The 23787-nt window shown below is 71.5% G+C and carries 23 protein-coding genes and 1 pseudogene; 9 read left to right on the top strand and 15 right to left on the bottom strand.

What is annotated here, in order from left to right:
* Positions 1-67: 67 nt before the first annotated feature.
* Complete coding sequence (locus SCAB_RS21195) at positions 68-1081, bottom strand: L,D-transpeptidase (protein ID WP_013002130.1); 1014 nt, start codon at positions 1079-1081, stop codon at positions 68-70.
* Between the two features lie 152 nt (positions 1082-1233).
* Between SCAB_RS21195 and SCAB_RS21190 the strand changes: the two genes are divergently transcribed.
* From SCAB_RS21190 to SCAB_RS21180, 3 genes are all read left to right on the top strand, one after another.
* Positions 1234-1737, top strand: a complete 504-nt coding sequence (locus SCAB_RS21190; RefSeq protein ID WP_037723288.1) for a SigE family RNA polymerase sigma factor — start codon at positions 1234-1236, stop codon at positions 1735-1737.
* Positions 1727-2497, top strand: coding sequence for a L,D-transpeptidase (locus tag SCAB_RS21185; RefSeq protein WP_013002128.1), 771 nt, complete (start codon positions 1727-1729; stop codon positions 2495-2497). Before SCAB_RS21190 ends, SCAB_RS21185 begins: the two co-directional genes overlap by 11 nt.
* A gap of 121 nt (positions 2498-2618) precedes the next feature.
* Positions 2619-3668, top strand: a complete 1050-nt coding sequence (locus SCAB_RS21180) for a hypothetical protein (RefSeq protein ID WP_013002127.1) — start codon at positions 2619-2621, stop codon at positions 3666-3668.
* Here SCAB_RS21180 and SCAB_RS21175 read toward each other — a convergent pair.
* The 6 genes from SCAB_RS21175 to SCAB_RS21150 form a co-directional block, all read right to left on the bottom strand.
* Positions 3628-4227 carry a TlpA family protein disulfide reductase gene (locus SCAB_RS21175; RefSeq protein WP_013002126.1) on the bottom strand — a complete coding sequence of 200 codons (600 nt, stop codon included), beginning with the start codon at positions 4225-4227 and terminating at the stop codon, positions 3628-3630. The genes SCAB_RS21180 and SCAB_RS21175 overlap by 41 nt on opposite strands.
* A gap of 17 nt (positions 4228-4244) precedes the next feature.
* Positions 4245-4760 carry a DUF3515 family protein gene (locus tag SCAB_RS21170; RefSeq protein ID WP_013002125.1) on the bottom strand — a complete coding sequence of 172 codons (516 nt, stop codon included), beginning with the start codon at positions 4758-4760 and terminating at the stop codon, positions 4245-4247.
* A gap of 37 nt (positions 4761-4797) precedes the next feature.
* The gene (locus tag SCAB_RS21165; protein WP_231885103.1) at positions 4798-5475 is read right to left on the bottom strand and encodes a L,D-transpeptidase family protein; all 678 of its coding nucleotides are present in this window, start codon (positions 5473-5475) and stop codon (positions 4798-4800) included.
* Between the two features lie 275 nt (positions 5476-5750).
* Complete coding sequence (locus SCAB_RS21160; RefSeq protein WP_013002123.1) at positions 5751-8396, bottom strand: SdrD B-like domain-containing protein; 2646 nt, start codon at positions 8394-8396, stop codon at positions 5751-5753.
* A 273-nt stretch (positions 8397-8669) separates the two neighbouring features.
* Entirely contained in the window at positions 8670-11723 is a 3054-nt protein-coding gene (locus SCAB_RS21155; RefSeq protein WP_013002122.1) for a SpoIIE family protein phosphatase, read from the bottom strand.
* Between the two features lie 554 nt (positions 11724-12277).
* Complete coding sequence (locus SCAB_RS21150) at positions 12278-13240, bottom strand: ATP-binding protein (RefSeq protein WP_013002121.1); 963 nt, start codon at positions 13238-13240, stop codon at positions 12278-12280.
* A 487-nt stretch (positions 13241-13727) separates the two neighbouring features.
* On the opposite strand from SCAB_RS21150, the gene SCAB_RS21145 reads away from it, so the two are divergent.
* The gene (locus tag SCAB_RS21145) at positions 13728-14681 is read left to right on the top strand and encodes an LAETG motif-containing sortase-dependent surface protein (protein WP_013002119.1); all 954 of its coding nucleotides are present in this window, start codon (positions 13728-13730) and stop codon (positions 14679-14681) included.
* Between the two features lie 107 nt (positions 14682-14788).
* On the opposite strand, the gene SCAB_RS21140 is transcribed toward SCAB_RS21145, so the two are convergent.
* The 4 genes from SCAB_RS21140 to SCAB_RS21125 form a co-directional block, all read right to left on the bottom strand.
* On the bottom strand, positions 14789-15172 hold the full coding sequence (locus SCAB_RS21140) for a hypothetical protein (protein ID WP_013002118.1): 384 nt from the start codon (positions 15170-15172) through the stop codon (positions 14789-14791).
* A 71-nt stretch (positions 15173-15243) separates the two neighbouring features.
* The gene (locus SCAB_RS21135) at positions 15244-16422 is read right to left on the bottom strand and encodes a hypothetical protein (RefSeq protein ID WP_037723273.1); all 1179 of its coding nucleotides are present in this window, start codon (positions 16420-16422) and stop codon (positions 15244-15246) included.
* Between the two features lie 157 nt (positions 16423-16579).
* The gene (locus tag SCAB_RS21130) at positions 16580-16783 is read right to left on the bottom strand and encodes a hypothetical protein (protein WP_308061670.1); all 204 of its coding nucleotides are present in this window, start codon (positions 16781-16783) and stop codon (positions 16580-16582) included.
* 95 nt (positions 16784-16878) lie between these two features.
* A complete protein-coding gene (locus tag SCAB_RS21125) occupies positions 16879-17193 on the bottom strand; it encodes a hypothetical protein (RefSeq protein ID WP_013002115.1) in 315 nt (104 codons plus the stop codon).
* Positions 17194-17358: 165 nt separating this feature from the next.
* Between SCAB_RS21125 and SCAB_RS21120 the strand changes: the two genes are divergently transcribed.
* Positions 17359-17610: a GntR family transcriptional regulator gene (locus tag SCAB_RS21120; protein ID WP_013002114.1), complete on the top strand. Its 252-nt coding sequence runs from the start codon at positions 17359-17361 to the stop codon at positions 17608-17610.
* On the opposite strand, the gene SCAB_RS21115 is transcribed toward SCAB_RS21120, so the two are convergent.
* Together SCAB_RS21115 and SCAB_RS21110 are read right to left on the bottom strand one after the other, a co-directional pair.
* A complete protein-coding gene (locus tag SCAB_RS21115) occupies positions 17591-18469 on the bottom strand; it encodes a protein kinase family protein (protein WP_049875754.1) in 879 nt (292 codons plus the stop codon). The genes SCAB_RS21120 and SCAB_RS21115 overlap by 20 nt on opposite strands.
* 70 nt (positions 18470-18539) lie before the next feature.
* Positions 18540-18929, bottom strand: a complete 390-nt coding sequence (locus tag SCAB_RS21110) for a glycine-rich domain-containing protein (RefSeq protein WP_408054981.1) — start codon at positions 18927-18929, stop codon at positions 18540-18542.
* 219 nt (positions 18930-19148) lie between these two features.
* Between SCAB_RS21110 and SCAB_RS45125 the strand changes: the two genes are divergently transcribed.
* From SCAB_RS45125 to SCAB_RS21095, 3 genes are all read left to right on the top strand, one after another.
* On the top strand, positions 19149-19535 hold the full coding sequence (locus SCAB_RS45125; RefSeq protein WP_078580165.1) for a peptidase inhibitor family I36 protein: 387 nt from the start codon (positions 19149-19151) through the stop codon (positions 19533-19535).
* 807 nt (positions 19536-20342) lie between these two features.
* Positions 20343-21151 (top strand): IS5 family transposase gene (locus SCAB_RS45955; protein WP_397962632.1). Its coding sequence is split into 2 segments (ribosomal slippage): positions 20343-20691 and positions 20691-21151, totalling 810 coding nucleotides; the frame shifts between segments, so codons are not numbered across the junction.
* Positions 21152-21568: 417 nt separating this feature from the next.
* Positions 21569-21991 (top strand): hypothetical protein, encoded by a 423-nt coding sequence (locus tag SCAB_RS21095; protein ID WP_013002111.1) that lies wholly within the window; start codon positions 21569-21571, stop codon positions 21989-21991.
* On the opposite strand, the gene SCAB_RS21090 is transcribed toward SCAB_RS21095, so the two are convergent.
* Positions 21973-22440 (bottom strand): DUF6174 domain-containing protein, encoded by a 468-nt coding sequence (locus SCAB_RS21090; protein WP_041669446.1) that lies wholly within the window; start codon positions 22438-22440, stop codon positions 21973-21975. The two genes, SCAB_RS21095 and SCAB_RS21090, sit on opposite strands and share 19 nt — an antisense overlap.
* Before the next feature lie 143 nt (positions 22441-22583).
* On the opposite strand from SCAB_RS21090, the gene SCAB_RS21085 reads away from it, so the two are divergent.
* A complete protein-coding gene (locus tag SCAB_RS21085) occupies positions 22584-23000 on the top strand; it encodes a hypothetical protein (RefSeq protein ID WP_013002108.1) in 417 nt (138 codons plus the stop codon).
* A gap of 40 nt (positions 23001-23040) precedes the next feature.
* Here SCAB_RS21085 and SCAB_RS21080 read toward each other — a convergent pair.
* Positions 23041-23577, bottom strand: a pseudogene (locus SCAB_RS21080) (DUF234 domain-containing protein); the annotation flags it as partial.
* Positions 23578-23787 lie beyond the last annotated feature (210 nt).

Raw genomic sequence — 23787 nt, 5'->3', positions numbered from 1 at the left:
ACGGATGACACGGCTGGGACGATTTTTTCCGCGGCTTCCCCGCCGCCCCGTCCCCCTGCGTGTCACCTCACCGCAGAGCGCTGCCCCCCTTCCACTCCGCCCAGTCCAGGTTCCAGTCGCCGTAGCCGTTCCCGACGGCCACGGTCTCCTCCGAGCCGGTCACCTTCACCACGTCACCCGGGATGACCTGGTCGTAGAACCGCTTCGCCGTGCCGTCGTCCGCGAGACCCACACAGCCGTGGGTGACGTTCTGGCGGCCCGCGTACGTATTGGCCTTCGGGTTCTCGTGCAGATACGTTCCGGAGGTGGTGAGGTGGACCGCGTTCTCGTACCAGCCCGCGTACGAGTCGCCGTAGCCGACCGTGCGGGAGTCCATGAACACCCGGCTCTGCTTGTCGGAGACGACCATCGTGCCGTTCCACGTGTCCATGCCGGGCGCGCCGGCGGTGACGGGGATGCGCTCGGTCGAGCCGTCCTTCTCGACGGTCATGACGTGGCGGCGCACGTCCACCGTGGCGACGAGCGAGCGGCCGATCGTGAAGTGCCGGGTCAGACCCGCGCCCACCTCGACCGTGACCTTCGTGCCGGGCTTCCAGTAGGCGCGGGGCCGGTAGTCGACGCGCTGCCCGTCGGCGAGGTTGTGGTCCTTGACCCAGCTCCAGGACCCCTCGGTGCCGTTGTCCGTGCCGACCTTCAGCTCCTTCTCCACCCGTGCGCGTTCGGCCGGCGCGACGGGCCGGCCGAAGGTGACGGATATCGGCATGCCGACACCCACGGTCTGCCCGTCGGCGATGTTCACGCGCGCCCCCTCCAGGGCCTTCGGCGGCGCGGGGGCCGGCGTCGCCCGCCCGGCCCCGGTCTTCCCCTCCCCCGCCGAGTCCGCCCGGGCGTGCGCCTTCGGTATCGCGCTCGGCCCCTCGACCCGTACTCCCTCGCCGACCCCCGCACAGCCCGTGAGCGTCAGCGCGAGCGCGCACGCGGCCGTCGCCGCGAGCGCGTGGACGAGACGCCGGGCCCGCCCCGCCCCCGTCGTCCCGCCTTCCGCGGCTCTCTTCCCCGAGCCGCCGTTCCCCGTGGTCATGGTCCCCCCAGTGGTCTTACGACCAGATGTCCGACGCGGTGTGACACCGCGATGTGTTTCGATGTGTGGCGTACGTACGGGACCTGTACGCACGGCGGGGGCGGCCGGGTTGCACGGCGATGCGAGGAACTTCGGGAAAACCGGCGGGGGGCATGACCGAGGAAGAGTTCGACACGTTCTACGCGACCGCGTTCCCCCGGCTGACCGGCCAGCTCTTCGCCTTCACCGGGGACCACGGGGAGGCGCAGGACGTGGTGCAGGAGGCTTTCGTACGGGCCTGGGACCGGCGGCGGGACTTCCTCGCCGACGGGGCGCCCGAGGCATGGATCCGGACCGTGGCGATGCGGCTCGCGGTGAGCCGGTGGCGCCGGGCCCGCCGCTGGCTGGACCTGGTGCGCCGCACTCCTCCCCCGGACCACGTGCCGGGGCCCGATCCCGAGCGGGCGGTACTGGTCGACGCGTTGCGCAGGATTCCGGAGGCACAGCGGATGGCGGTGGTTCTGCACCATCTGTGCGACTTGAGTGTGGAACAGGTAGCCTCCGAGACCGGCGCCCCCGTGGGCACGGTCAAGGCCCGGCTGTCCCGGGGGCGGGCGGCGCTGGCACGCGAACTGGCCCCCGGCGAGGGTGAGAAGGAGGACGGCCGTGTCCGATGACCTCACCGTCCGGCTGCGCGAACTGGCCGAGACCGCCGAGACCCCGCCGCCCGGCTCCGGTGCCGAGGTCCGTGCCGTCGCGGGCCGCAGGCGCCGCCGGCGCCGGACGTCCGCCGCCGTCGCGGGCGGCTGCGCGGCGGCCGGCCTCGCCGCCGTGCTCACCCTCAACGCCGCCTCCCACGGCACGGAGCAGCGCCCGGCCACGACCGCCAGCGGTTCGGCCAGCGCGTCGGCCGCTCCCGACGTCACGGTTGACCTCTCGAGCCGCGTCCTCGTCTACGCGGGCCGTGAACTGCCCATCACCGCCGGCAAGGACGGCGAGCCGACGCCGACCGGCCTGATGAACGTCACCCGCAAGCTCGACACCGCGAGGTTCTCCGGCGACACAGTCGGCATCGGTGAGGGGTACACGCTGAACCTGAACTGGGTCGTGGAGTTGTCGCCCGTCGCCACGGGTGCCACGACGGAGGCGGGGCAGCTCGGCGACGCGGACGCCGCCACCCCCGCCAGCGGGAGCACGAGCCCCGCGCCGACGCGGACCGGGCGCCCGATGTCGCTCTGGATCGCCGCCATCGCCCACAACGAACAGGCCCCCGGCACCCGCGATGTCACCAGCGGCTGGATCGGCCTGCGCACGGCCGACGCCCGATGGCTGTTCGAACGCCTGCCCGAGGATGCGGTCGTGGACATCCGGAACCCGCGCTCGACCCCGCCCCCGACCCCGTCCGCCAGCCCTTCCTCGGGCGAGGGGCGGGGCTAGGGCCCGGCGCCACGGGCCCGTACGGGGGAGTGGCTCACCCGTACGCCCCCGTGCGCTGGTGGGCGGGCCCGGGTGGTGTTGGCGTGGGAGCGGAAACATCGTGCTCCCGGGAGGCTCCGCCATGCGTCGTCCGTACCGTGTTCTCGCCCGGGTCGTGGTCCTCGGGATGCTCGCGGGCGCGGCGGGCTGCTTCGTCGACGATCCGGGGCACCCGCGCGGTTTCCCCGAGGCGGCCGTCGACGACACGGCCTCCCCCTCGCCCTCCGCGCCGTCCGCCCCCGCCCTCACCGACGCCCGGGCCCGCAGCGCCCTGCTCCGCCAGGGCGACCTCGGCGACACCTGGGCCGGCACCAAGGGCGCGGCGACCTGGCGGGACGGCCTCCTCAAGGGCCGCACCGACCGCCCCGAGTGCCAGGAGCTCCTCGACGCGGTGTACGCCGAGGACGTCCTCGGCAAGCCCCGGGGCGGGACGGCCGTCGCGGGCTTCGACGACTTCGAGTACGGCGCCCAGCTGCGCTACCAGGTGGGCGCGTACGACCGGGCCGACGTCGACGCCCGGCTCGGACACCTCCGTCAACTCGTCGACGAGTGCGGGAAGTTCACCATCACCGGCTCCCAGGGCCGGGAGCACGGCGCCGAGGTCGCCCCGGTGGACCTGCCCGGCGACCTGGGCGACGCCCGGCAGGGCCTGCGGCTGGTCGTCAGCGGTGACGTCGAGGGCGAGGACAGCGCCCTCACCTTCGACCTCGCGACCGTCCGCGTGGGCGACACCGCCGCCCTCGTCACCCACGGCGGCCTCTACGGCATCGACGACACCGCAACCCGCGACGCCGCCCGCGCGGGCGCGAAGCGGCTCCGGGACGTCCTGGAGAAGGAACGGCAGGGCGCGACGAACGGCGGGAAGACCCCGAAGAAGGACCCGAAGAAGGACCCGAAGAAGGACCCGAAGAAGACCGGTGAGGCGAGCCCGGGGACGAGTCCCGAGGACGACCGGACGACGACTCGGCCTTCCGAGGAGGAGACCACCGAGGAGGACACCAGCGAGCAGGACACCTCCGAGGAGCAGTCCCCGGACGGGACGTCCGCCGACGAGGACGACTACTCCGACGAGGCCGGGCGGCCCGCCCGCGTCACCGGCCCGCCTCCTTCCCCTCGTTCAGCAACGGCGTGAGTATCGCCGCCAACTCCTTCTCGTCCAGGCGTGCTTGGACGGCACCCGCGATCCTGCCCGCCCGGTCGACGAACAGGGTGAAGGGCAGGAACTGCGGGTTCACCATGCCGCGCGGCAGTTCCAGGAACTGCCGGCCCTTCGGGTCGTGCAGGCTCGGGTAGGTGAGGCCGAACTCCCGCTGGAAGGCCCGCGCGTTCCGTCGTTCGACGTCGGTGCTGATCCCCAGGACCCGCACGCCCCGGTCCCCGAACGTCCGGTACGTGCGCTCCAGGGCGGGCGCCTCGGCCCGGCAGGGACCGCACGAGGTGGCCCAGGCGTTCACGACGACGACGTCGCCGCGGTAGTCGGAGAGACGGACCTGCTTCCCGTCGACCGTCCGGCCGGAGAACACGGGAGCGTCCGTGCGCTCGGCCACCGGAACGCGCTCGAACGGCTGGGGCATGCCCGACTGCGCCGAGTCCGTGTCGAGCACCAGCGGTTCGCTCGTCGAGCAGCCGGACAGCAGCACGACCACGAGCGCGCACAGGGCCGCCGGCCGGGCCGTCTTCCTGATGGCCATCGGGTGCTCCAGCTCCGTCAGTGGGTGTGGTGCGGCGGTGTCGTGGGAGCCGTGACATCGGAGGGAGCGAGGCACTCGTTGTCCTGTCCGAGATGTCTCACGACGGGGGAGAGGCCCACGAGGACGGCGTCGGGGGCCGCCTCGCCGACGGTGAGCTGCACCTCGACGGACGGCTCCCGGCCGTAGGTCACCAGCACCTCCCGGCCGTCGTCGTCCGTGCTCGTACGCCAGGCCCAGTCCACCCCGTCGACCTGGGTGCACGCGTCGTCGGTGGCCCCGAGCCGGGGGAAGCCGCAGCGCGCGACGACGGCCCCGTCGCCCCAGACCGCCGCGCCCTCCGTCGTGGTGTCCGACCGCTCCAGCCCGGCCAGCCGGTCGGGGTAGCGCTCGCCGACCCGGGCGCAGGCGGGATCGCCGGCCAGGGGAGCGGCGGCGAAGCTGTAGGTGGGTGCGCTCAGCAGGTGCACCGTCACCGCGGCGGCGAGGGCGAGGGCGCCGACGGTCGACGCGGCGATCCAGGTGCGGCGGGACATGCCGAGATCGTACGGGGTGCGCGTCGGCGTCCGCCGCTCAACCTCGTTCGGAGGAGGGCCGCACCGACCGTCCCGTGCCCGGCTTCACGCCCCACACGTACACCGCGTCGTCCTCGTGCATGATGTTCCAGAGCCGTTCGGCGTCCGCGTAGCGCAGGTTCACACAGCCGTGGGAGCCGCCCCGGAACAGGTCGTCGAGGACGCCGTGGAAGGCCTGCCCGTCGTTGAAGAACTGGGCGAACGGCATGGGGGCGTTGTCGTACAGGTCGGAGTGGTGGTCACGGTTCTTCCAGTAGACCGTGTGCCAGCCGGTACGGGTCTCCTGGCCGTCCCTGCCGGTGCGCACGGGCACCGGCGCGTAGATCACCCGCTCGTCCTCCTGCACCCACATCAGCTGACGGTCGAGGTCCACACACGTCACCTGGTACGTCCGCACCGGGCACTTGCCGGCCGCGTTCGGGTCGGGTCGGGCCTGCACGACCAGCATGGTGCGGTAGGTGGCGAGGCCCGCGTAACCGTCGGCCGGCCGCACCCCCGTGCGCTGCTGGAACGCGCGGATCGCCACGCAGTCGGCGGGGGACTGACGGCCGTCGGCGGGAAGCCGGAGATGGCGTTCCAGGTCCCACTGGTAGGGGCCGGTGCGCGTGACGCACTCCGGCGCGGGCGCCGCCGCGGCGGCGGGGACCGCCGTCCAGCCCAGCAGGGCGGAGGTCACCGCCGCGACCGTACGTATCCGGGTCCTGCGTGTCCTTCGTCGGGTCGTCAAAGCGGCCTCCGGTACTCACACACTCGCTCGCCGAACCCCCTCCCAGAGATACGGCATTCCGCGCGCCCCGGAGACGTCCTGCTGGGCCGAACGGGAACCGGCCTCGGGCCGCCCACCGGGATGTCCTCCGGTGGGCGGCCCGTGCGGTGCCGCGAGCGCTCGGGTCAGCCGTCGGCCGTCAGCCGTCAGCCGTCAGCCGTCTGCCGTCCCGGTCCGTCGGCCCGTCAGCACTTCTTGCCCTTGCACGCCTCTCCCCGCTGGTTGCGCAGCTTCACCAGCAGCCCGCTCCCGGACGAGGCGTTCGCCGGGGTGAGGACGTACGGCCCGGTGACCGGCTGCTTCGGCTTGAGGTAGCCCTCGGGGACGTCGGTCTCCACCAGGTGGTACGTGCCGGGCAGCAGCGAGCCGAACGAGCAGGTGCCGGCGCGGGAGGTGGCGCAGTCGTTGACGAAGCGGTCCTTGCGCATACCGCCGCGCTGCAGGCCGGGCACGCCGTTGGTGTTCTGCCACAGCTCGAACACCGCTCCGCTCAGCGGCTTGTCGGTCTTCCTGTCCAGCTTCAGGAGCGTCAGCCGCACCGACTTGGTGAGGCCGGCGTCGACCGTGTGGTTCACATGACCGGGGTCGCCGACGCGGACGACGGTCCGGCCGTGCGTGTCGGCGTCGGAGTCGATCGCGCGGTTCGAACCGGCGCCCTTCACGGTCCACTTGAGGGAGGCGAGAGTGGGCCGCCCCGGCAGCGCGGTGGTGTCGACGCCGCGGTGGTCGAAGGAGACCCGGTAGGTGGTGTTGGGCCGCAGGCCCTGGCCGCTGCCGATGTAGTACTCGCCGTTGGCGTCCGTGCGGGCCGTGAGGTCGGGGCCGGGCGACAGCGGGTCGAGCGTCACCTTCACGTTCCTGACCGGCGGCTCGGAGGGGTCCTGGATCCCGTTGCCGTTGACGTCGTACCAGACCCGGTTGCCGATCTGGACGGGTGCGCGGTCGCAGACCATCTCCAGGTCGGCGAGGCCGTTGCCCTTGCCGAAGAGCAGCGCACGCCGTGCGGCGTCGGCACTCCAGGTGTTCTGGACCGTCAGGTTGCCCTCGGTCCGGCCCTTGCCGGTGTTCCAGCGGCGGACGCCCTGCTCCCAGGGGTGGTTGTCGAAGGGGTCGTAGACCGTGCTCCACAGCCTGTTCCGGAACGGCTGGAGCGCCGTGCCGCCCTGGGTGACCTGGTCCTCGTGGGCGTCGGTGAGGGCGGTCGAGTCGTCGTAGAACTCGCCGTGGCCCGGCCCCTCGTCGTTGTTGGGCCGCGCCCCGTAGAGCGCGTCGCACCGGGCGTTGTTCTCCAGCGTGTACGTGGCCCCGGAGGCGCACACGCGCAGCACGTCACCGGCGGCGACGGCCCGGACCAGGCCGCTGTTCCGGGCGTTGAAGGGGTAGGTCGCCGTCCCCTGCATGTCGGCGAAGCGGTCGCGGAAGCCCAGCACCAGGTCACCGTTGTCGGCGATCTCGATGTTGGACAGGATCGGCTGCGGCGCGGAGACGAAGGAGAGGTGCCCGGGCACGGGGACCCGCTGGTTCCACGCCTCCCACATGGCGCTCAGCGGCTGGCCGACGGTGGCGGGCTTGGTGCAGCGGGCGACGCTCGCGGGCAGCCCGGTGAACCGGTACGCGCAGCCGCGCGGGTAGTTCATCGCCGTGTGGAACAGATGACGGAACGAGCCCTGCCGGAACTCGTAGACGTGCGCGGTGACCTCGGACGGGTCGCCCCACGGGGCGCTGCGCGTCACCGTGTTCTCCGCGCCGCACACCCCGCCGACGAGCACCCGGCCGCCGCGCACCCCGATGCCGTACGGGTGCCAGCGGCCGGCGCAGTCCTCCGGCTCGGGGATGACGTGCGAGCGGTACCTGCCCGGGTACACCCCGTCGCCGCTGCCGCGGATCGGCACGGTGTACAGCCGGGAGTCGTTGAGGCTGACCGCGTAGAGGGTCCGGCCGTCGCCGGAGACGTCGACGTCGCCGAGGCCCTCCCGGCCGACCCGGCTGTAGACGGGGTAGTCCCGGAGCCAGTCGTCGGACTCGTCGTGCTCGGTCAGCAGGCCCGGGAGGGTGACGAAGGTGCTCACTCCGGAGGCGCTGTTGCGGCGGTAGACCGTGTTGGTCGCGCCCGCCGGCCCGTACGCCGCGTGCCGCTTGACCAGTGTGCCCATGTAGGTGTTGCCGGTGCGGTCGTTGCCGATGCCGAACACGGCGCCCTGCTGGGTGTTGTTGGTCAGCCGCTCGACCGTGCCGCCGGGGTGGGTGTCGGAGAAGTTCCCCGCGAACCGCACCAGGCCCTGGTGGGTGTCGGGGGCGTCGCCCTTGGTCAGGTTGCAGGTCACCAGGTCGGGGTTCTCCTGGCAGTAGACCCCGGGCTCCCAGAAGCCGGTCGTGTACGTCACGCTGCGGTTCCGGGAGACGTCCACGAAGCCGACGCCGCTGCGCATGACGCTCGGGCCGTCACCGAGTCCCGCGATCGCCGGCTGCAGGGTGCGCGGGTCGGGGTTGTGGACCTGCACGCGGTACCTGCCGCCGAGCAGGGTGGTGGCTGACGGCTGGAACCAGGCGACGCCGTAGGAGTTGGTGGTCAGGGTCACCACGGTCCCCCGGTCGTCGGTCAGGGTGACCCGTACCCCCGCGCGGCCCTTCTCCAGCCCGGTGTCGTACGTCCCGTCGACGTCCACGTCGTTGACGACGCGGACGGTCACGTTGCCGTCGCCGGGTGCCCGGCCGGCGACCGGGCCGCCGGAGCCGGGGCCGGCCGGGACCGCCTCGCCGGCCGGGCCGAGCACCAGCGCCGCCGAGACGGCCAGGACCAGACCCACGCCCCCCGGAGTTCTTCGCTTCACGCCACGTCCTCTTCTCCTGATGTCCTGCCGAGGCGACGGAACCCGGTGCCCGAAGCCGACGCCTGCATTCATATGAAGTGCCAAGCGCGACTAATCAGGCCGAACGGGGCACGGAAGGGAAGGGAGGCGGCGGCGTGATGCCGGGAATGTGGAGATTCGGGGGAGGTAGGGGTGCGGGGACGCGGACGGCGGCCGGGTGATGTTCACCCGGCCGGGCCAGTGACGGCGTCCCCGCATGGCGTACCGCGGGGAATGGGGGTAGGCCGAGGCAGGTCAGGCCGGAGGATCCGCGAGCGGTTCCGCCAGGGACTGTTCCGCCCAGATCACCTTGCCCTCGGGCAGGAAGCGGGTGCCCCAGCGCTGGGTGAACTGGGAGATGAGGAAGAGACCGCGGCCGCCCTCGTCGGTGGTGCGCGGGTGGCGCAGATGGGGCGCGGTGGCGCCGCCGTCGAACACCTCGCAGATCAGGGTGCGTTCGAGGACGAGCCGGAGCCGGATGGGTCCGGCCGCGTGCCGGATGGCGTTGGTGACCAGCTCGCTGACGACCAGTTCGGTGGTGAACGCCAGCTCGTCCAGCCCCCACACCCCGAGCTGCCGTGCGGTCGTCTTGCGGGCCTCCGCGACGAGCGCCGGGTCGGCCGGCAGCTCCCAGGAGGCGACCCGGTGCGCGGGCAGCCGCCGGGTACGGGCCAGCAGGAGGGCCACGTCGTCGGTGGGGCGGGCCGGGGCGAGGGCGTCGAGGACACGCTGGGCGTGCCGTTCGAGGGAGGGCTCGGGCCGGGCCAGCGCACGGCACAGCGCCTCGCGGGAGGACCCGGCGAGCAGGCCGTCGGTGTGCAGGGCGATGACGGTGCCCTCGGGGAGGTCCAGCTCCAGCGCCTCGAAGGGCTGCTGGTCGACGCCGAGCGCAGGCCCCCGGGGCAGCGCGGGGAAGGTGACCGTGCCGTCGGGGGCGACCAGGGCCGGGGCCGCGTGTCCGGCGGCGGCCATGGCGCAGGTGCCCGACACCGGGTCGTGGACCACGTACAGACAGCGGGCCCCGACCGTCGGGCCGCTGCCCCCGTCCGGCTCGGCGCCCTCCTGCCGTGCCGACTTGGCCACCATGTCGTCGAGGTGGGCGAGCACCTCGTCCGGCGGCAGATCCAGGTCGGCGAGGGTGCGGACGGCCGTACGGAGGCGGCCCATGGCGGCGGCGCCGTCGATGCCGTGGCCCGCGACCTCGCCGATGACCAGGGCGACGCGGGCGCCGGAGAGCGGGATGACGTCGTACCAGTCGCCGCCGAGGCCGGTGAGTTCGTCGGCGGGCCGGTAGCGGGCCGCGACCTCGGCCGCGTCCTGCTCGGGCAGCCGGCGCGGCAGCAGGCTGCGCTGGAGGACGAGGGCGGCGTCGCGCTCGCGCGTGTACCGGCGGGCGTTGTCGACGCAGACGGCGGCCCGGCCGACCAGCTCCTCGGCGAGGCCGAGGTCGACCGCGTCGAAGGGGTCGAGCCGGTCGCGCCGGAAGAACGTGGTGATGCCGAGCGTGATGCCGCGCGCCCGCACCGGCACGATCATCACGCTGTGCAGCCGGAGCGCCTCCGCGGGCAGCGCCCGGCCCCCCGGCACGGCCTTGGCCCACTCCGCCGACAGCGGGTCCAGCCGCGGCTCCGACCACGAGCGGCCCTCGACGAGCACCCGCACCGGCGGCGAGCCGGCCGCGTACGAGGCGAACGCGCCGACCTCCAGGACGGCCTCCGGCACCCCGTCGTGCACGGACTGCTGGGCGACCCGCCGCAGCGGGACGGAATCGTCGTCGAGGGGGCCCGGCTCGGCTCCCCGCAGTACCGAGTCGAGCAGGTCCACGGTCACGAAGTCGGCGAGCGTCGGCACGACCACGTCCGCCAGCTCCTGCGCGGTCCGGCCCACGTCGAGGGTCCGGCCGATCTGCTCACCGGCCCGGTCGAGCAGGGCCAGCCGGATACGGGCGCGGTGCTGCTCCGAGACGTCGACCACCGTGTAGTACACGCCGATCGGGCGCCCGTGGTCGTCCTCCAGCCGGGTGAACGACATGGCGTGCGCGGTCTCGCGGTGCGGTGCCGACCGCAGCCGGCCCACGTGCTCGTAGTCGAGCACCGGGACGCCCGTCTCCAGCACCTTGCGCATCTGCGCCTCGATGCGCTCGGCGTCGAGGCCGGGCTGCACCTCGGCGAGCCGCAGCCCCACGCGCTCGTGCGCGCGGCCGCCGCCGAACCGCTCCAGCGCCGCGTTCGACCACACGAACCGCAGCTCCGTGTCCACCATCGCTATGCCCACGGGCGACCACGCGGTCATCCGCTCCAGCACCGTCCGGCTCATGTCCCAGCCGGGAGCGTCCGAGGCATCGGAGACGAGGGCCACCCAGTGGGCCGCCCTGAGCGGATCGGGGCCGGAGGGCGCCGGGGACGGGGAGAAGGGCAGGCGGGCGGACGGCGAGCCGGGTCCGGACACGGTCTGCCGGACCGCGGGCCCGCCCTGGGCGGCCGCCCAGGAGCCGGGCACCGGAGCCGGGCGCGCGCCGCCCCCGGGTGCCGTCCGCGGCGCGCCCGAAGCGGCGGACCGGGACGACTCGGGCCGTGGCGGGGCGGGCTTGGGCGGGGGCGGTCCGTGCCGGGCCGGGCCCCCGGGAGCCGGCCCCCGGACGGGTGCGGCGGGAGACGGTGGCCCGGCGTGGGAAGGGGACGGGGGTGCCCCCTGGGCCGGAGACGGCGGGGTGGGCCGGTCCAGGGAGGGACGGCCGGGGCGGGGGGCGGACCGGCCAGCGGGTGCGGACGCCCCGGTGGAGCCGACCGGGCCCGAGCCGTACGCCGGCCGCGCCGAGCTTCCCGCCGGGCCCGAGCCGTGTGCCGGGGCCGTGCCGCTCGCCGGGCCCGGGTGAGCCGGCGAGGTGCCCGCGGTGCGGGTGGCCGCTGCCGGGCCGGGGGCGCTCACCGCCCAGGGGCCGCTCATCGCCGCAGGGTCGTCCGTCGGCGCTGAGCCACCCGTGTGACCCGTCGAGGTCGCCTCGTGCGTGGGGACGACGCGGACCATGACCTTGAGGGGGTGGCCGTCGCGGTGGCGGGCGGTGAGGATGCCGGACCAGCCGCCGAGGGCCCGATGCGTTTCGGCCAGGAGGCCGATGCGTTCGTGGTCCTCGTCGAGCAGGAGCGTGCGGACGCTGCGGCCGAGGATCTCGGCCGCCGGATACCCGAAGAGCAGCTCCGCGTCCCGGGTCCAGCTCGTCACGAACCCGTCCGCGTCGATCAGCAACGGCGCGGCATCGGCCACGTCGAAGCGCTGACGGGAAACGGCACTGTCCCTGTCGGTCCCCACGGCGACCCTCTCTGTCGCTGAGACGCCCTCAGGCCCCATTATTCACCTTGTGTGATCGCAGGTGGGCCAACTCGTGACGGCGCAAATCGCGCGGTCGCACGCCGCGGCGCACGGACCGGGCGCGCCGCGAGCGCTCACCGGGCACCCGACCGCCGCGCACGAGTCCCCCACGCCCGGGCGGGATCGTGCCGGATCGGGCGCCATCGGGACGAAGCCGGCTGCACGTACACCCCCGCTCCGCACACGCGGGCACTCCCGTCCGCCATCATCCATGCAGCCGTACGCCGGTAGTGCGCCCCCGTACGCCCCCCAAGCTCCGGCGTGTCGAAACAAGCGCCCCCTCCGCGGAAGGGCGCGAAGGGGGCGGGGGAAGGTCAGCCCGGCATCGAGGCGTCAGCGGCCGCGGGACTCCGGATTGCGGGACCTCGGGTTTGCGGGACCTCGGGTCTGCGGGACTCCGGTCGCGGGACTCCGGCGACCGGGGCGGCCGACGAACCCGCCGTCACCCGCGCGCAGTTCACCGACGTCGGGCGAGACGGATGTTCCTGTCCCCGTCAGGGACGGACGGCGGCCGGTGCCTGCGGCCCGTGCCGGAACTCGGGGTCCACCTGGGCGGCCAGGTCGTGCCCGGTGGCGGCGTCGGCCCACGCGGCGGCGTTGCGGAGGTGGAACTCGACGGCCTGGCGCTGGAACGTGACCCAGTCCTTCGTACGGGTGTCGACGGCAGCCCTCAGCTGCGTCAGCGTGTGCAGGTTGTGCGCCTCCAGCTCGCCCTGGGGCCGCCCCTGTTCCTGCGCGCGGACGTACGACGACTGCACGCAGTACGCCAGCAGGTCGTCACCGACGTGCTCCTTGAGGAAGAGCAGGTCGTCCTCGCCGGTGACCTTGTTGCCGACGACGGCGATCGGGACGCCGAACTCGGCGGCGTGCTCCCGGTACTGCCGGTACACGGACACGCTCTTCCGGGTCGGCTCGGCGACCAGGAAGGTCATGTCGAACCGGGTGAAGAGGCCGGAGGCGAAGGCGTCCGCGCCGGCGGTCATGTCGACGACGACGTACTCGCCGGGCCCGTCGACGAGATGGTTGAGGTACAGCTCCACCGCGCCCAGCTTGGAGTGGTAGCAGGCCACGCCGAGATCGCTCTCGTCGAAGGCGCCGGTGACCATCAGCGGCACACCGTCCACCCGGGCGACGTGCCGGCCGTGGACCTCGTCGTCCCCGAGCAGTCGCAGCAGCCGCGAACCCCGCCCCGGTGGGGTCGTCTTCACCATGGCCTCGCGCGAGACGATCCGCGGGTTCGTGCCGCGCAGATGGTCCTTGATCTCGCCGGTGCGCGAACTGAGCGCAGGGGCGCCGAAGTTCTCGCTCTCGTCAAGGCCGAGCGCGTGCGCGAGATGCTGGTTGATGTCCCCGTCGATCGCCACGAGCGGCGCTCCCGAGCGGGCGAGATGCCGGGCGAAGAGCGCGGAGAGCGTCGTCTTGCCGCTGCCGCCCTTGCCTACGAAGGCCACGCGCATGGACCGTCACCCCGCTCGCCGTCGGCGGCACCGTTGACGCCGATAATGAAAATGGATGTCATGAACGTAGCGTCCGGAGCGAGGGACAGGATTGTCAAATCCGCCCCATATCAACTCACCCGCGAGGCCCGGCGGGTTGGTGAGCCCTTTACGGTGCTCCGACTCGCCGTTGGGGCACTCGTGAGGTCGCCGTGAGAACTCGGAGGAGTTGATTCCCCTTGTGTCCCAAATGTGTGACACCGAGGGCGTGGTCGTCTCCGAGGCGGCGGCGGAGCCGGGGGCCGAGGCGTCTTTTCCCGAGGTTGACAGCCCCTACCCAGTGGTAAACGATGTGCAGACTCTGTGGCTCAAGTGACCCTTGGGCCCAGTGTTTTCTTCGACCACTCACACCCTGGCGCGGCCCCGGACGGGCACGGCCTCGTGCTGCCGTCCTGCTGCCACGCCCCGGGTCGGGTCTCGTACGTTCGAGTTCGAGAATGGGATCTGCATGTCCATAGTGAGACGTGTCATCGTGAGCCGCCTGGTGGGAACGGGCATCGCGGCTCTCGCGCTGAGCGCGGCCGTGTCGGCTCCGGCCTTCGCCACCGACACGCCCGGCGGCGACGGCTGGGGCAAGAAGAGCTACGCCCCCGGCCAGGGCGCGGGCACCCCCACCGAGACCGACCGCTGCGAGTTCTCGCTGGACGGCGTGAAGTTCGCCGACTGGGTCAAGCTCGACGAGCAGAACCTCAAGCCCACCGACGACGGCAAGGTCCACATCAAGGTCCGCGCGGCCTCCGACGCCACGACCTGCACGGTCTCCCTCGCGTCCTACCTCGCCCACGGCCCGACCTTCGCCACCTCCGGCGAGCAGGTCCTCGTCGACTTCGACACGGTGACGGTCAAGCAGGGCGGCGCGGACTCCCTCGACATCGCGGTCCCCGACGCGGGCTGCTTCGGCCAGGTGGACCTGTACCGGGGCAAGGTGAAGTTCGACGGCAAGTTCGACGCGAACGACGGCTTCGAGCACGGCGACGTCCCCAAGGGTCCCGACCGTCCGGTCATCAAGGACAAGCTGATCGCGGCCTGGAACGGCGGCACGAAGGACTGCACGACCGAGCAGCCGCCGGGCGAGGAGAACCCCCCGGCCGAGGAGAACCCCCCGGCCGAGGAGCAGCCGCCGGCCGAGGAGCAGCCGCCGGCCGAGGAGCAGCCCCCGGCGGACGAGAAGCCCCCGGCCGACGAGAAGCCTCCGGCCGACGACACCCCGAAGACCGAGCCCTCTCCCTCCGACTCCGCCCCGGCGGCCCCCACCCCCAACGGTGGTGAGCCCGGCGACCTCGCCGAGACGGGCGGCGGCAACGCCATCCCGATCGCCATCGGCGCGGCGGGCCTGGTGGCCGCGGGCGGCGCCATCTTCGTGGTGACGCGCCGCAGGGGCGCGGGCCGCACGGGCGCGTGACGGGCTCGTAGTCCTTCTGGACGATGCGGTGCCCCCACCTCCACGGAGGCGGCGGCACTGCATCGGTCTGTCCGGCGGACAGCGCCCGTCGAGCAGGTCCCCCTCGGCTACGCAGCCGCGCCGCGGAAGCGGGCCAGGAGCGCCCGGGCCTGCTCGGCGCCGGCGTCGAAGAACTGCGTGGCCGGGGCAGGCGGCACGGCGGGCCCCTGCATCCGGACCTCGTCGCAGGTGAAGCAGAACGCCGCCTCGAACAGCGGCAGGTCGAGGGCGGCGTCGTACGCCCGGACACCCCATCCCGGCGAGAACCCACAGCGATGCCGCACACCGCCGGGCAGGCTCTCGACCAGGTCCAGAACCTCGGCGACCTCCGCCCCGACCCAGTGGCCCACCACCGCACCGGGGTACGGGGCGCCCCGCGTGCCGGGCAGCCCGGAGATCCTGACGACCTCGATCAGAGCGGTGGCCGCGACAGCGGGCGCGGGAAGCTGCATGACCGCAGTCTGCCCGTCACCGTCACCGTCACCGTGACCGTCACTGCCACCGCCTGCGGCCTCGGGTGTGACTACGCCGCCACCAACTGTCCGGTCGGCGTGACGCCGAACGCCCGTCCCCGTACGGCGAAGTCCGACGTGCCACCGTCGTCCGCCCAGGCCAGGAAGACGGATTCCGCACCGTCGCCGAAGGCGGCCGCGGCGCAGAGCTGGAAACGGTCACCGGCCGTCGCCGTACTGACCTGGACCTTGTCGCTGAGCGAGAGCGCGGTGTCCGAGCACATCTTCGCCATGACGGTGGGAACGGTGTCGAAGGTCGCCGCGCTCTTCTCCACCCAGGCGAGGAGGAAGCGTCCGCCCGGCAGCGCGGTGAGGGCCGGGCTGGAGCGGTTGAAGTCCCGCGGCTGCCCCGCGGTCACGCTGGTGATCTCTACGCCCCCTCCACCGGGGGCGTAGACACTGGCCTCCACGGTGGTCTGCGGGACACCCAGGTCGCTGGGCCCGATGCCGTCGATGTGCGCGACGACGAACCGTCCGTTGTCCAGCAGCGTGATCGCGTTGTCGCCCTTGAAACCGGAGGCGTTGGGCTGGACCTCTCCGCCCTGCGGGACCCCTTCGAAGTCGAAGACCCGGAAGGTGAGCCTGCCTCCGCCGATCGACGAGGGGTCGGTGGTCCAGGCGATGACGTAGTTCCCGTCCGCCAGTACCGTCACGGCCGGGTTCACATGGAAGCCCTCGGTGGTGTTCACCGTGAACTCCGGGCCGGCCTTGATGCCTTCGGAGGTGAACCGCTGGGCCCGGATCCGCTGGTCCGCGCGGGACCCCGCCCAGGTGACGAGACAGCCGCCGTCGACCATGTTCGTGACGGACGGCCGGGTCGCCGGGTCGATCTCGGCGCCGTTGACCTGGACCTCGGGCCCCGACGGCTGCCCGCCGACGAACCGCCGCAGCTTCAGCTGTGGGCCGGGCGGCGGGTTGAAGGCCTCTTCCCTCCAGACCGCGAACGACGAGAACCCCGCGGACTCGATCGTCGGCCACTGCCGGTTGGTGTTGCCGCCGAGCGCCGCCGCCGGGCTGCTGACCTGGAACTCCGCGCCGAGCTTGGCCCCCGTCACGCCCAGGTTCTGCCCCTTGATCCCGGCGTTGCTCTCGTCCGCCCACGTGGCCATGTACTGCGCACCGAGGACGGAGTCGACGGACGGTTGGAACTGAGCGCCGCTGGTGGTCGTACTGACCATGATCTCGCCCATGCCGTACTCCGTTTCGCCTTGGTCTCTTGACTGCGGATGACGGATGCGGGGGCGGCACGGGCGCGGCGCTACCAAAAGCGTGACACGCCCTTGCACCCTCTGCATCCGCATGTGCGCGGTCGCGGGTCCTCACCCCGGGAGCGAGCCCCGGGCGACTTCAGCCGAGTCGGCGCTGTCCCAGCCGTTGCCCCCGGCTCTCGGCCACCCGGATCGCGTCCGCGAGCGCCTCGCTCAACCGCTGGACGAGAAAACGGAGTTCAAGGTCCGGAGTGTCGGCCGTCAGCATCTCCCCCGCGTGACCGAGCAGTTCACGGCCCATCCCGAGCCGCACGCCCTCCACGACATCGGCTGCCCGGGACACGGCACCACACTCCCCGTCCGTGACCAGGTAGCAGGCCTTGCCCCCCTCTCCGACCCACGGCAACAACCGCATCTCATCCGCCGCTTCGCCGTCCATCAGGCGACCTCCAGCCCATGGATCCAGCACGGACCGGGCATGTCCATCCCCATCGCCGCCATCGCCGACTCCCGCCGCCGGAGCCGTTGCTCGTGGGCAGCGACGTAGGGGCGTACGGCGACGGTGGCGGCACCGTCGAACTGCTCGTCGAGGCCGTAGGGGGAGCGGTGCGCCGGGAGGGGGGCCGGGGCCGTCGCGGTCCACCGGTCGAGGAGCGGCTCGACAGCAAGCCGATCTCCGGCGCGCCGCCGCCCGGTGCCGCGAATGAACAGAAGCCGCAGCCGCCGGGCGGCCCGGCGGATAGGGTCGAGCACGTCGATGCTCCTAGCTCAGCGTTGACCATGCCCCGGGAGGTCTTACCCACCTCGCCGGGGTCTTTCATGGCACCAGACGGTATCGGCTACCGGTGCACCTGTCTACACCTAGGTGCACCGGCAGTCCTCTATGTTCGAATCTCCGCCGCTGTGTACGGTTCTGGTGTGATCGATTTCGACCCCACCCGGCCCAAGTGGGTCCAGATCGCCGATGTGCTCCGGACTAGGATCGCCAGCGGTCAGTACCCGCCCCGCACGATGATCTCCGAGGTGCGGCTTGAGCAGGAGTTCGGCGTGGCACGAACGACCGTCCGCAAGGTGACCGCGGCCCTGCGCGCGGAGGGCCTGATCACCACGACCCCGGGCATGGGCTCCTTCGTCGCCGAGCCCTCTCCTGTCACGGATGAGGTCGGCTGAGGACCGACCCGCCGCACGGACGTCGGATGAGTGCCGCGCGGACCTCGTAGAGGGTGGGCCTGTCCTCGGGAGCGTGGCTGAGCATGGCGTTGATCAGTTCGCCCAGCTCACCGGGCGCCTTCACGGGGCGGCGCCGACCGTCCGCCACGGCTTGTCTCTGCACGGGTCGAGGAGCGTCGTCCGGGTATTCGACCGCTCGCCAGCCGGTGGCGGAGATGAGCAGGGACGCGCCGAGGGCGTAGATATCGGCTTCCGGTGTCGGCTCGGCTTCGCCGGTGGCGAGCACACTGCGGGCGATCTCGGGTGCTTCGTAGTGGACCAGGCAGCCGCGGAACGGGAAGTCGTATCCCTCGGGCACGCTTCCGCCACGGGCGAGGGCGAGGTCGACCAGGTGCGACCGTTCGGGCCCGATGATGAAGTGAGCGGGCTGCACGTCACCGTGTGCCCAGCCCTTCGCGTGCAGTTCGGCCAGTGCCTCGACGCAGCCCAGGGCAACGTCCGTGTGGGGCGCGATGGACGAGTCCGGTCGACGGCAGGGTTCCCACAGCCGGTACAGGTCCGGGCCTTCGTGCCACGGCTGGAAGTTCCACGTGCCGCGCTCCCACTCGCCGTAGGCGATCTCATCGAGGCCGAGCCGATGCAGTACGGCACCCTCGCGCGCCGGCGCGAGCGCGGTCCAGGGCTGGGCGGCCCAGTCGGCCGTGGCCTCGATCGGGTGGCCGAGCTTCACGGCGTAGTGACCCCGTGGGCTCTCCACCTCCCAGACCGTGGAGCCCCGGCGGTTGATGACCAGGTGGTGAGCCGTGGGCATGAGCGCGTCGAGCACCACGATCGGCAGTTCAGGGGTTGGGCCGGACAACGTCTCTTCTCCTTCCGGGCGGACGCGACCGACTACGAGTCGTGGCCGGTCGCGTCGCTGTGGGGTGGGGTCAGTCCTGACCGTAGGGTCGGCCGCAGTCCGAGTCGCACTGCGCGAGGTTCGTGCCGTCCACGGTCCACAGCTCGTCGAAGACCATGAACCCGGCCGCCTTCATGGCGTGAGCCGAGGCAGCGACCCGCTCAGGGTCACGCGCCCCGCCGCCCGGCTTCGGGTTGTGGTGCAGGAAGCGCCCCGCGTACTGCTCGCACAGCTGGGCGTACTCCTTCGTGTGCAGGATGAGCGCGTGGAGGCCGAGGTCCACGTCGTCCGACGGGACCATGGGGACCGTCGCGGTGGCCGCCGTGACCACGAACGCGAGCGCCTGGTCCGCGATCCGATCGGCATCGGAAACAGTGGTGAGCGGGAGCGGCGCCGGACGGGCGGCGGCTTCGGTGAGCAGCAGCCGCTCAAGCGTTATCGGCACTGCGCGGGGCCCTGTGGAGTGGACGCAATGCCTAAAAAGAGTGCATGCATTGCCAACTCGCCGGCACGTAACTCGGGCACTCTTGATCAAGCGGCGACTCGGAGAACGGAGCCGCGCTGTCGGCCCAGGCGTCTATGGCCGGAAGTTGTGAACGCGTTTCATAATGCGGCTGTCGAACAGACACAGAGGAGATCCATGAATCTGCGGCGCAAGTCAGCGGTGGTACTTTCCACGCTTGCCCTGGCATCTGCCGGCATAGCGACAACGGCTACCCCTGCGGCGGCTGTTGGAGGGTGCCCTTCTGGAAAGCTCTGCCTGTATGAGGGCACAAACTTCACATCTCTCACCTTCACCAGTGCCAGCACCAAGCTCTGCTACGACCTGGCTTCCTTCGGCAACGGGTTCCGGAACGGCGTCCGTTCATACGTCAACAATCTTCCGGTGAAGGCCGAGGTGTTCCACAGTATCGGCGCCAGTACCGTCGTGCTGGACGGGACCATCAGTCCCGGTGGATCCAGCTCCAATACCGGCAGCACGACTTTCGGGGCCAGTGGTGTCGTATGCACGGGTGGAGCGCGATAGGCAGGAGCTGCCACCTGCCATGAATGAGCTCCAGCCCACGGCGTTGGAGCAGTCCTTCCTCACCAGGCAACGCGCATCAATCACGTTGCGCACCAACCGGGAGAGCGGATGCGAATCGCAAAGAAAATTTCGGCAGCAGCCATCACGACAGCGGCGATACTTGGAGTCGGCCTGGCTACCGCTGCACCAGCTGCCGCTGCTGGCCCGACGGGGTGCAAGAGCTGGCGCGACAGCAACTCCGTGAGGGGCTACGCGGACTGCTCTGGCGGCGCCGGATACGTTCGCGTCGTCGTCACGTGCAGGGATTACCGCGGCGTGGACTCGAAGCACGAGGGCTCGTGGATTGCGGCCTCGTCATCAGCCGCATCGGTCTACAGCTGTGGAGGCCAAACGGCCTGGGTTGTAGCCGCCACTTACCAAACGAAGATAGAAATCCGCTAGTTGCAGAGTGGGCATTAAGTCCCGATTTCCCGCACTGAATTTTTCTGACAACTGAAAAACGGAACTCTTCGCACCGAACCCAAAAAGATCAAATTTGGGCATATGGACTACGCCTCCCATTCTAGCCACAGCCAACGCGGGAGGCGTGGTCCATGGTAATCCGGACAAGGTGAATAAATGCACCAGATAGTGCTCCGGGTCATTGCAATGAGCAGGACCCCAGCCAGATAACTGCGCTTCTTCGAGTTGGCCACCGATCGGGTGATGGGCCGTGAAGCGCAACGAGCGATTCCCGCGGGCTGTTGATCGAGATGTCTGACGTCTTTAGAAGCCATCTCATTTGGATGACTCGGTATTCTGTGGGTCATGGTGGGGATCGTTGAGCGGCTGGTGCCGGACGAGTTGTGGGAGTTGTTCCAGCGGGTGGTGCCGGAGGCGCCGTCGCGGCCGCAGGGCGGTGGTCGGCGTCGGCACGGCGACCGGGAAGTACTGGCCGCGATCGTCTTCGTGGCTACGTCGGGTTGTACCTGGCAGCAGCTGCCTTCGGCGTCGTTCGGCCCCTCCGGAGCGACCGCCCACCGGCGGTTCGCCGAGTGGACGAAGGCAAGGGTGTGGGCCAGGCTCCACCGCCTGGTCCTCGACGAACTCGGTGCCCGCGGTGAGCTGGACTGGTCGCGGTGCGCGGTCGACTCGGTGAACATGCGGGCCCTGAAAAGGGGGACCTGACGGGTCCGAATCCTGTCGACCGGGGCAAGTACGGATCGAAGATCCACCTGATCACCGAACGGACAGGTCTGCCCATATCTGTCGCCATTTCCGGGGCCAACCTGCACGACAGCCAGGCCCTGATCCCGCTCGTGAAGGGCATCCCGCCGATCCGCTCGCGCCGAGGCCGACGACGGCGCCGGCCCGGCAAACTCCACGCCGACAAGGGCTACGACTACGCCCACCTGCGGCGATGGTTACGCAAGCGCGGCATCACCCACCGCATCGCCCGCAAGGGAGTCGAGTCCTCACAACGGCTGGGGCGCCACCGCTGGATCATCGAACGCACGATGGCATGGCTCGCCGGCTGCCGCCGCCTCCACCGACGCTACGAACGCAAGGCCGACCACTTCCTCGCCTTCACCAGCATCGCCTGCACCCTCATCTGCTACCGCAGACTCACCAAATGAGATGACTTCTTATCGCGCTGCTCGGGGGCCTCGTTGGTCATCCATCCTGCCGCACTCGACCTACCAGCGCGCTCCCGCGCTGTGCGCGGGCCGCGAAACCCCGCCATGGAAAGGCATCAGAGGCAGTCAGCCTTTCACCTGGGATCTTGCCCGATCCTATGGATCAGAAGGTCGTCGGCTCGAGCATGGTCGCCTCTTGTGGGCGTGCCGGATGCGCGTAGGCAGACCCTGCGGAGCGTGTCATGAGGTGCCGGGCAGCGAGCGCAGGCGGCCCGAGCGAGGGATCTGTCGCGGCTGGGGAACGGGCCGCTCAGGTCCAGCCCTCTCGAGCCGTCCGAGATTGAGCAATCCTCCCGTCCTCGCACGTACCCGTACCCGAGTGCACTCGGGTTTCGGAACGCGGACGGAGATCAGGGCATGGTGAGGAAGCTGTCGCGTGGTGGGGTCGCGTTGGCCGCGGGCCTGGTTGCCCTGCCCTTGGTGGCGGCGTGCAGTGGGGGCGGGGACGAGGCGAAGGGGAAGGCCAGTCCTGTCGCCGCGGCGGTCGCGCCGGCCAAGGTCGAGGTGATCGCCGAGCTGACGGGGTGCGAGGTGAAGATCCGGACCGAGGCGGAGGAGCTGCGTGAGGGCGTGTGCCAGACCTCGGCGGGGGACTACCTCATCACCACCTTCCCCAAGGAGAAGCTGAAGGAGGTCTGGCTGGAGTCGGCCTCCATGTACGGCGGGAAGTACCTGGTCGGTCCGCAGTGGGCCATCTCCGCCAAGCCCCCCGTGCTCAAGAAGCTGAAGGCCAAGGTGGGCGGCACGATCCGGGACCTGAGTCAGCCGAGCGCCTCGTAGTCGCTGAGGGTGTACGCCTCCTCGTCGTCGATCGCGTCCTCGTCCCAGTCGATGGAGAGGGCGGTCGGACGGCCGTCCTTCGCGTAGTCGACGTCCACGATGTCGGCGCCGTCACGCCGTGCCGTCTCCGCCTGCTTCAACAGCCCGGCGATGGTGGGGACTTCGGACGGATTCCGTTCCACCGCACGGCGGGCGCTGTCGTCGAGTCCAGTGGCCTTCACGACTTTGCCGTCCCGGACCGTCACCGCGAACGTGCCGATCAGCGAACGTTCACCCTCGCTCGACGTGAGGGTGAACCGGTACGCGGACGGCTCCTTCCAGGAGGGTGCCGGTGTCGCCACCTCCCTCGGCTCCTCCCTGCACGCGGAGAGCGTCGACAGCAGCGTGCCGGCCAACGCGGCGGCGGTCAGGGCGCGGTGGCGTACTCGTACGGTGGCGGGTGTCGTCATGGTGGTGGCCTCCTGGTGGGACGGGCACCACTGAGACGCCGGACGGGCCCACGACGTTCGGCGGGACCGCCGCGCGGCTCGACATCCGGCCCGACGCGGGGCGGAGGGCTCTGTTCCGGGGAGCGAGGGGGCAGCATGGCCTCATGACGAAGCTGTCCGCACCTTCGGCCCCTTCCGCCTCCCCGTCCACCTCGTCCCCGTGCACCTCGTCCCGGTCCTCCTCCTCGCTGCTGTCGCTGTGGTCCCAGGACTCCGTGCTGTCGATCGGATCGGTCGGATCCGTGCTCTCCGTGGGGTCCGTGGGCTCGGTGCTGTCCGTCGGCTCGATCGGGAGCGCCCTGTCGGTCGGCTCGATCGGTTCCTCCCTGTCGCTGATCTCGACCGGGTCGTGGCTGAGCACGGGGTCCCTGTTCTCCGCGCAGTCACGGTGGTCGGTGCTGTCGTGGCGTTCCCGCGGGGGCTTCATGACCGCAGGGGCGGTGGGAGCGGTGGGTGTGGCGGCCGGGGGCGCTCTGCTGCTGACCCGGCTGCTGAACAGGGCGGACAGCGCCACCCGGTGACGTCACCCCGTCACGGCGCCGCTCGCCGACCGGACCTCGCTCACGTCCTGCGCCAGGCGCCGAGCAGCTCGTCCGGACCGTAGGCCGCCTGGAGGCCGGAACAGCCGACCCCGCTGCGGGAGACCGCCACCAGGGGGACGGGCCGGTCGGTGAGCGCAGCCCGGTGCTTCTGCAGCGCGGCCAGATCGTGGTCGTCGAACGCGGAGTTCTCCAGCCACTTGACCGAGCCGAGGAAGAGCAGCTCCTTGGCCACGGGCTGCCGGTCGGCGCCCACCAGGTCGATCTCGACGTCGTTGCTGCGGGTCCAGTAGCCGCCGATCGCCGGGGCCGCGGGGAGCTGCCCGTCCGGCAGGAGGCGGGCGAGCGATTCGCGGACCAGGGGCTCGATCGCGCGGCCCCGCCAGCTCGTCCACCGCTCCTGGATCCGGGCCAGCGTGAGATCTCCCCGCATACGCTCGATCTCCGCCATGTGCGGGTCCAGGAACATGAGCCAGAACCGCAGGTAGGGGTCGGCCACCCGGTAACGGCGTTCCTTCGACGGGCGCAGCGATACGGGCAGTTCGGCCGCCACCACCCGGATCGTGGGCGCGACCGTCGGCCTCGCGCAAACGCGAGAGCCCCGCTTCGCTTGCGCGAAACGGGGCTCTCGGGATGGAGCGCCGGGCAGGCCTTGCACCTGCATTTCCCCACAGGAAGTGGGGCGTCTTTCCTTGGACCACCAACGCATTGAGTACTACCGGGTGTTTCCGTTTCCGGTGAGCGGCTCGTGATCAACTATAGCGGATCC

This window comes from Streptomyces scabiei 87.22 (assembly GCF_000091305.1).
Taxonomy (GTDB): Bacteria; Actinomycetota; Actinomycetes; order Streptomycetales; family Streptomycetaceae; genus Streptomyces; species Streptomyces scabiei.
This window is presented reverse-complemented; position numbering and strand designations above follow the sequence as displayed.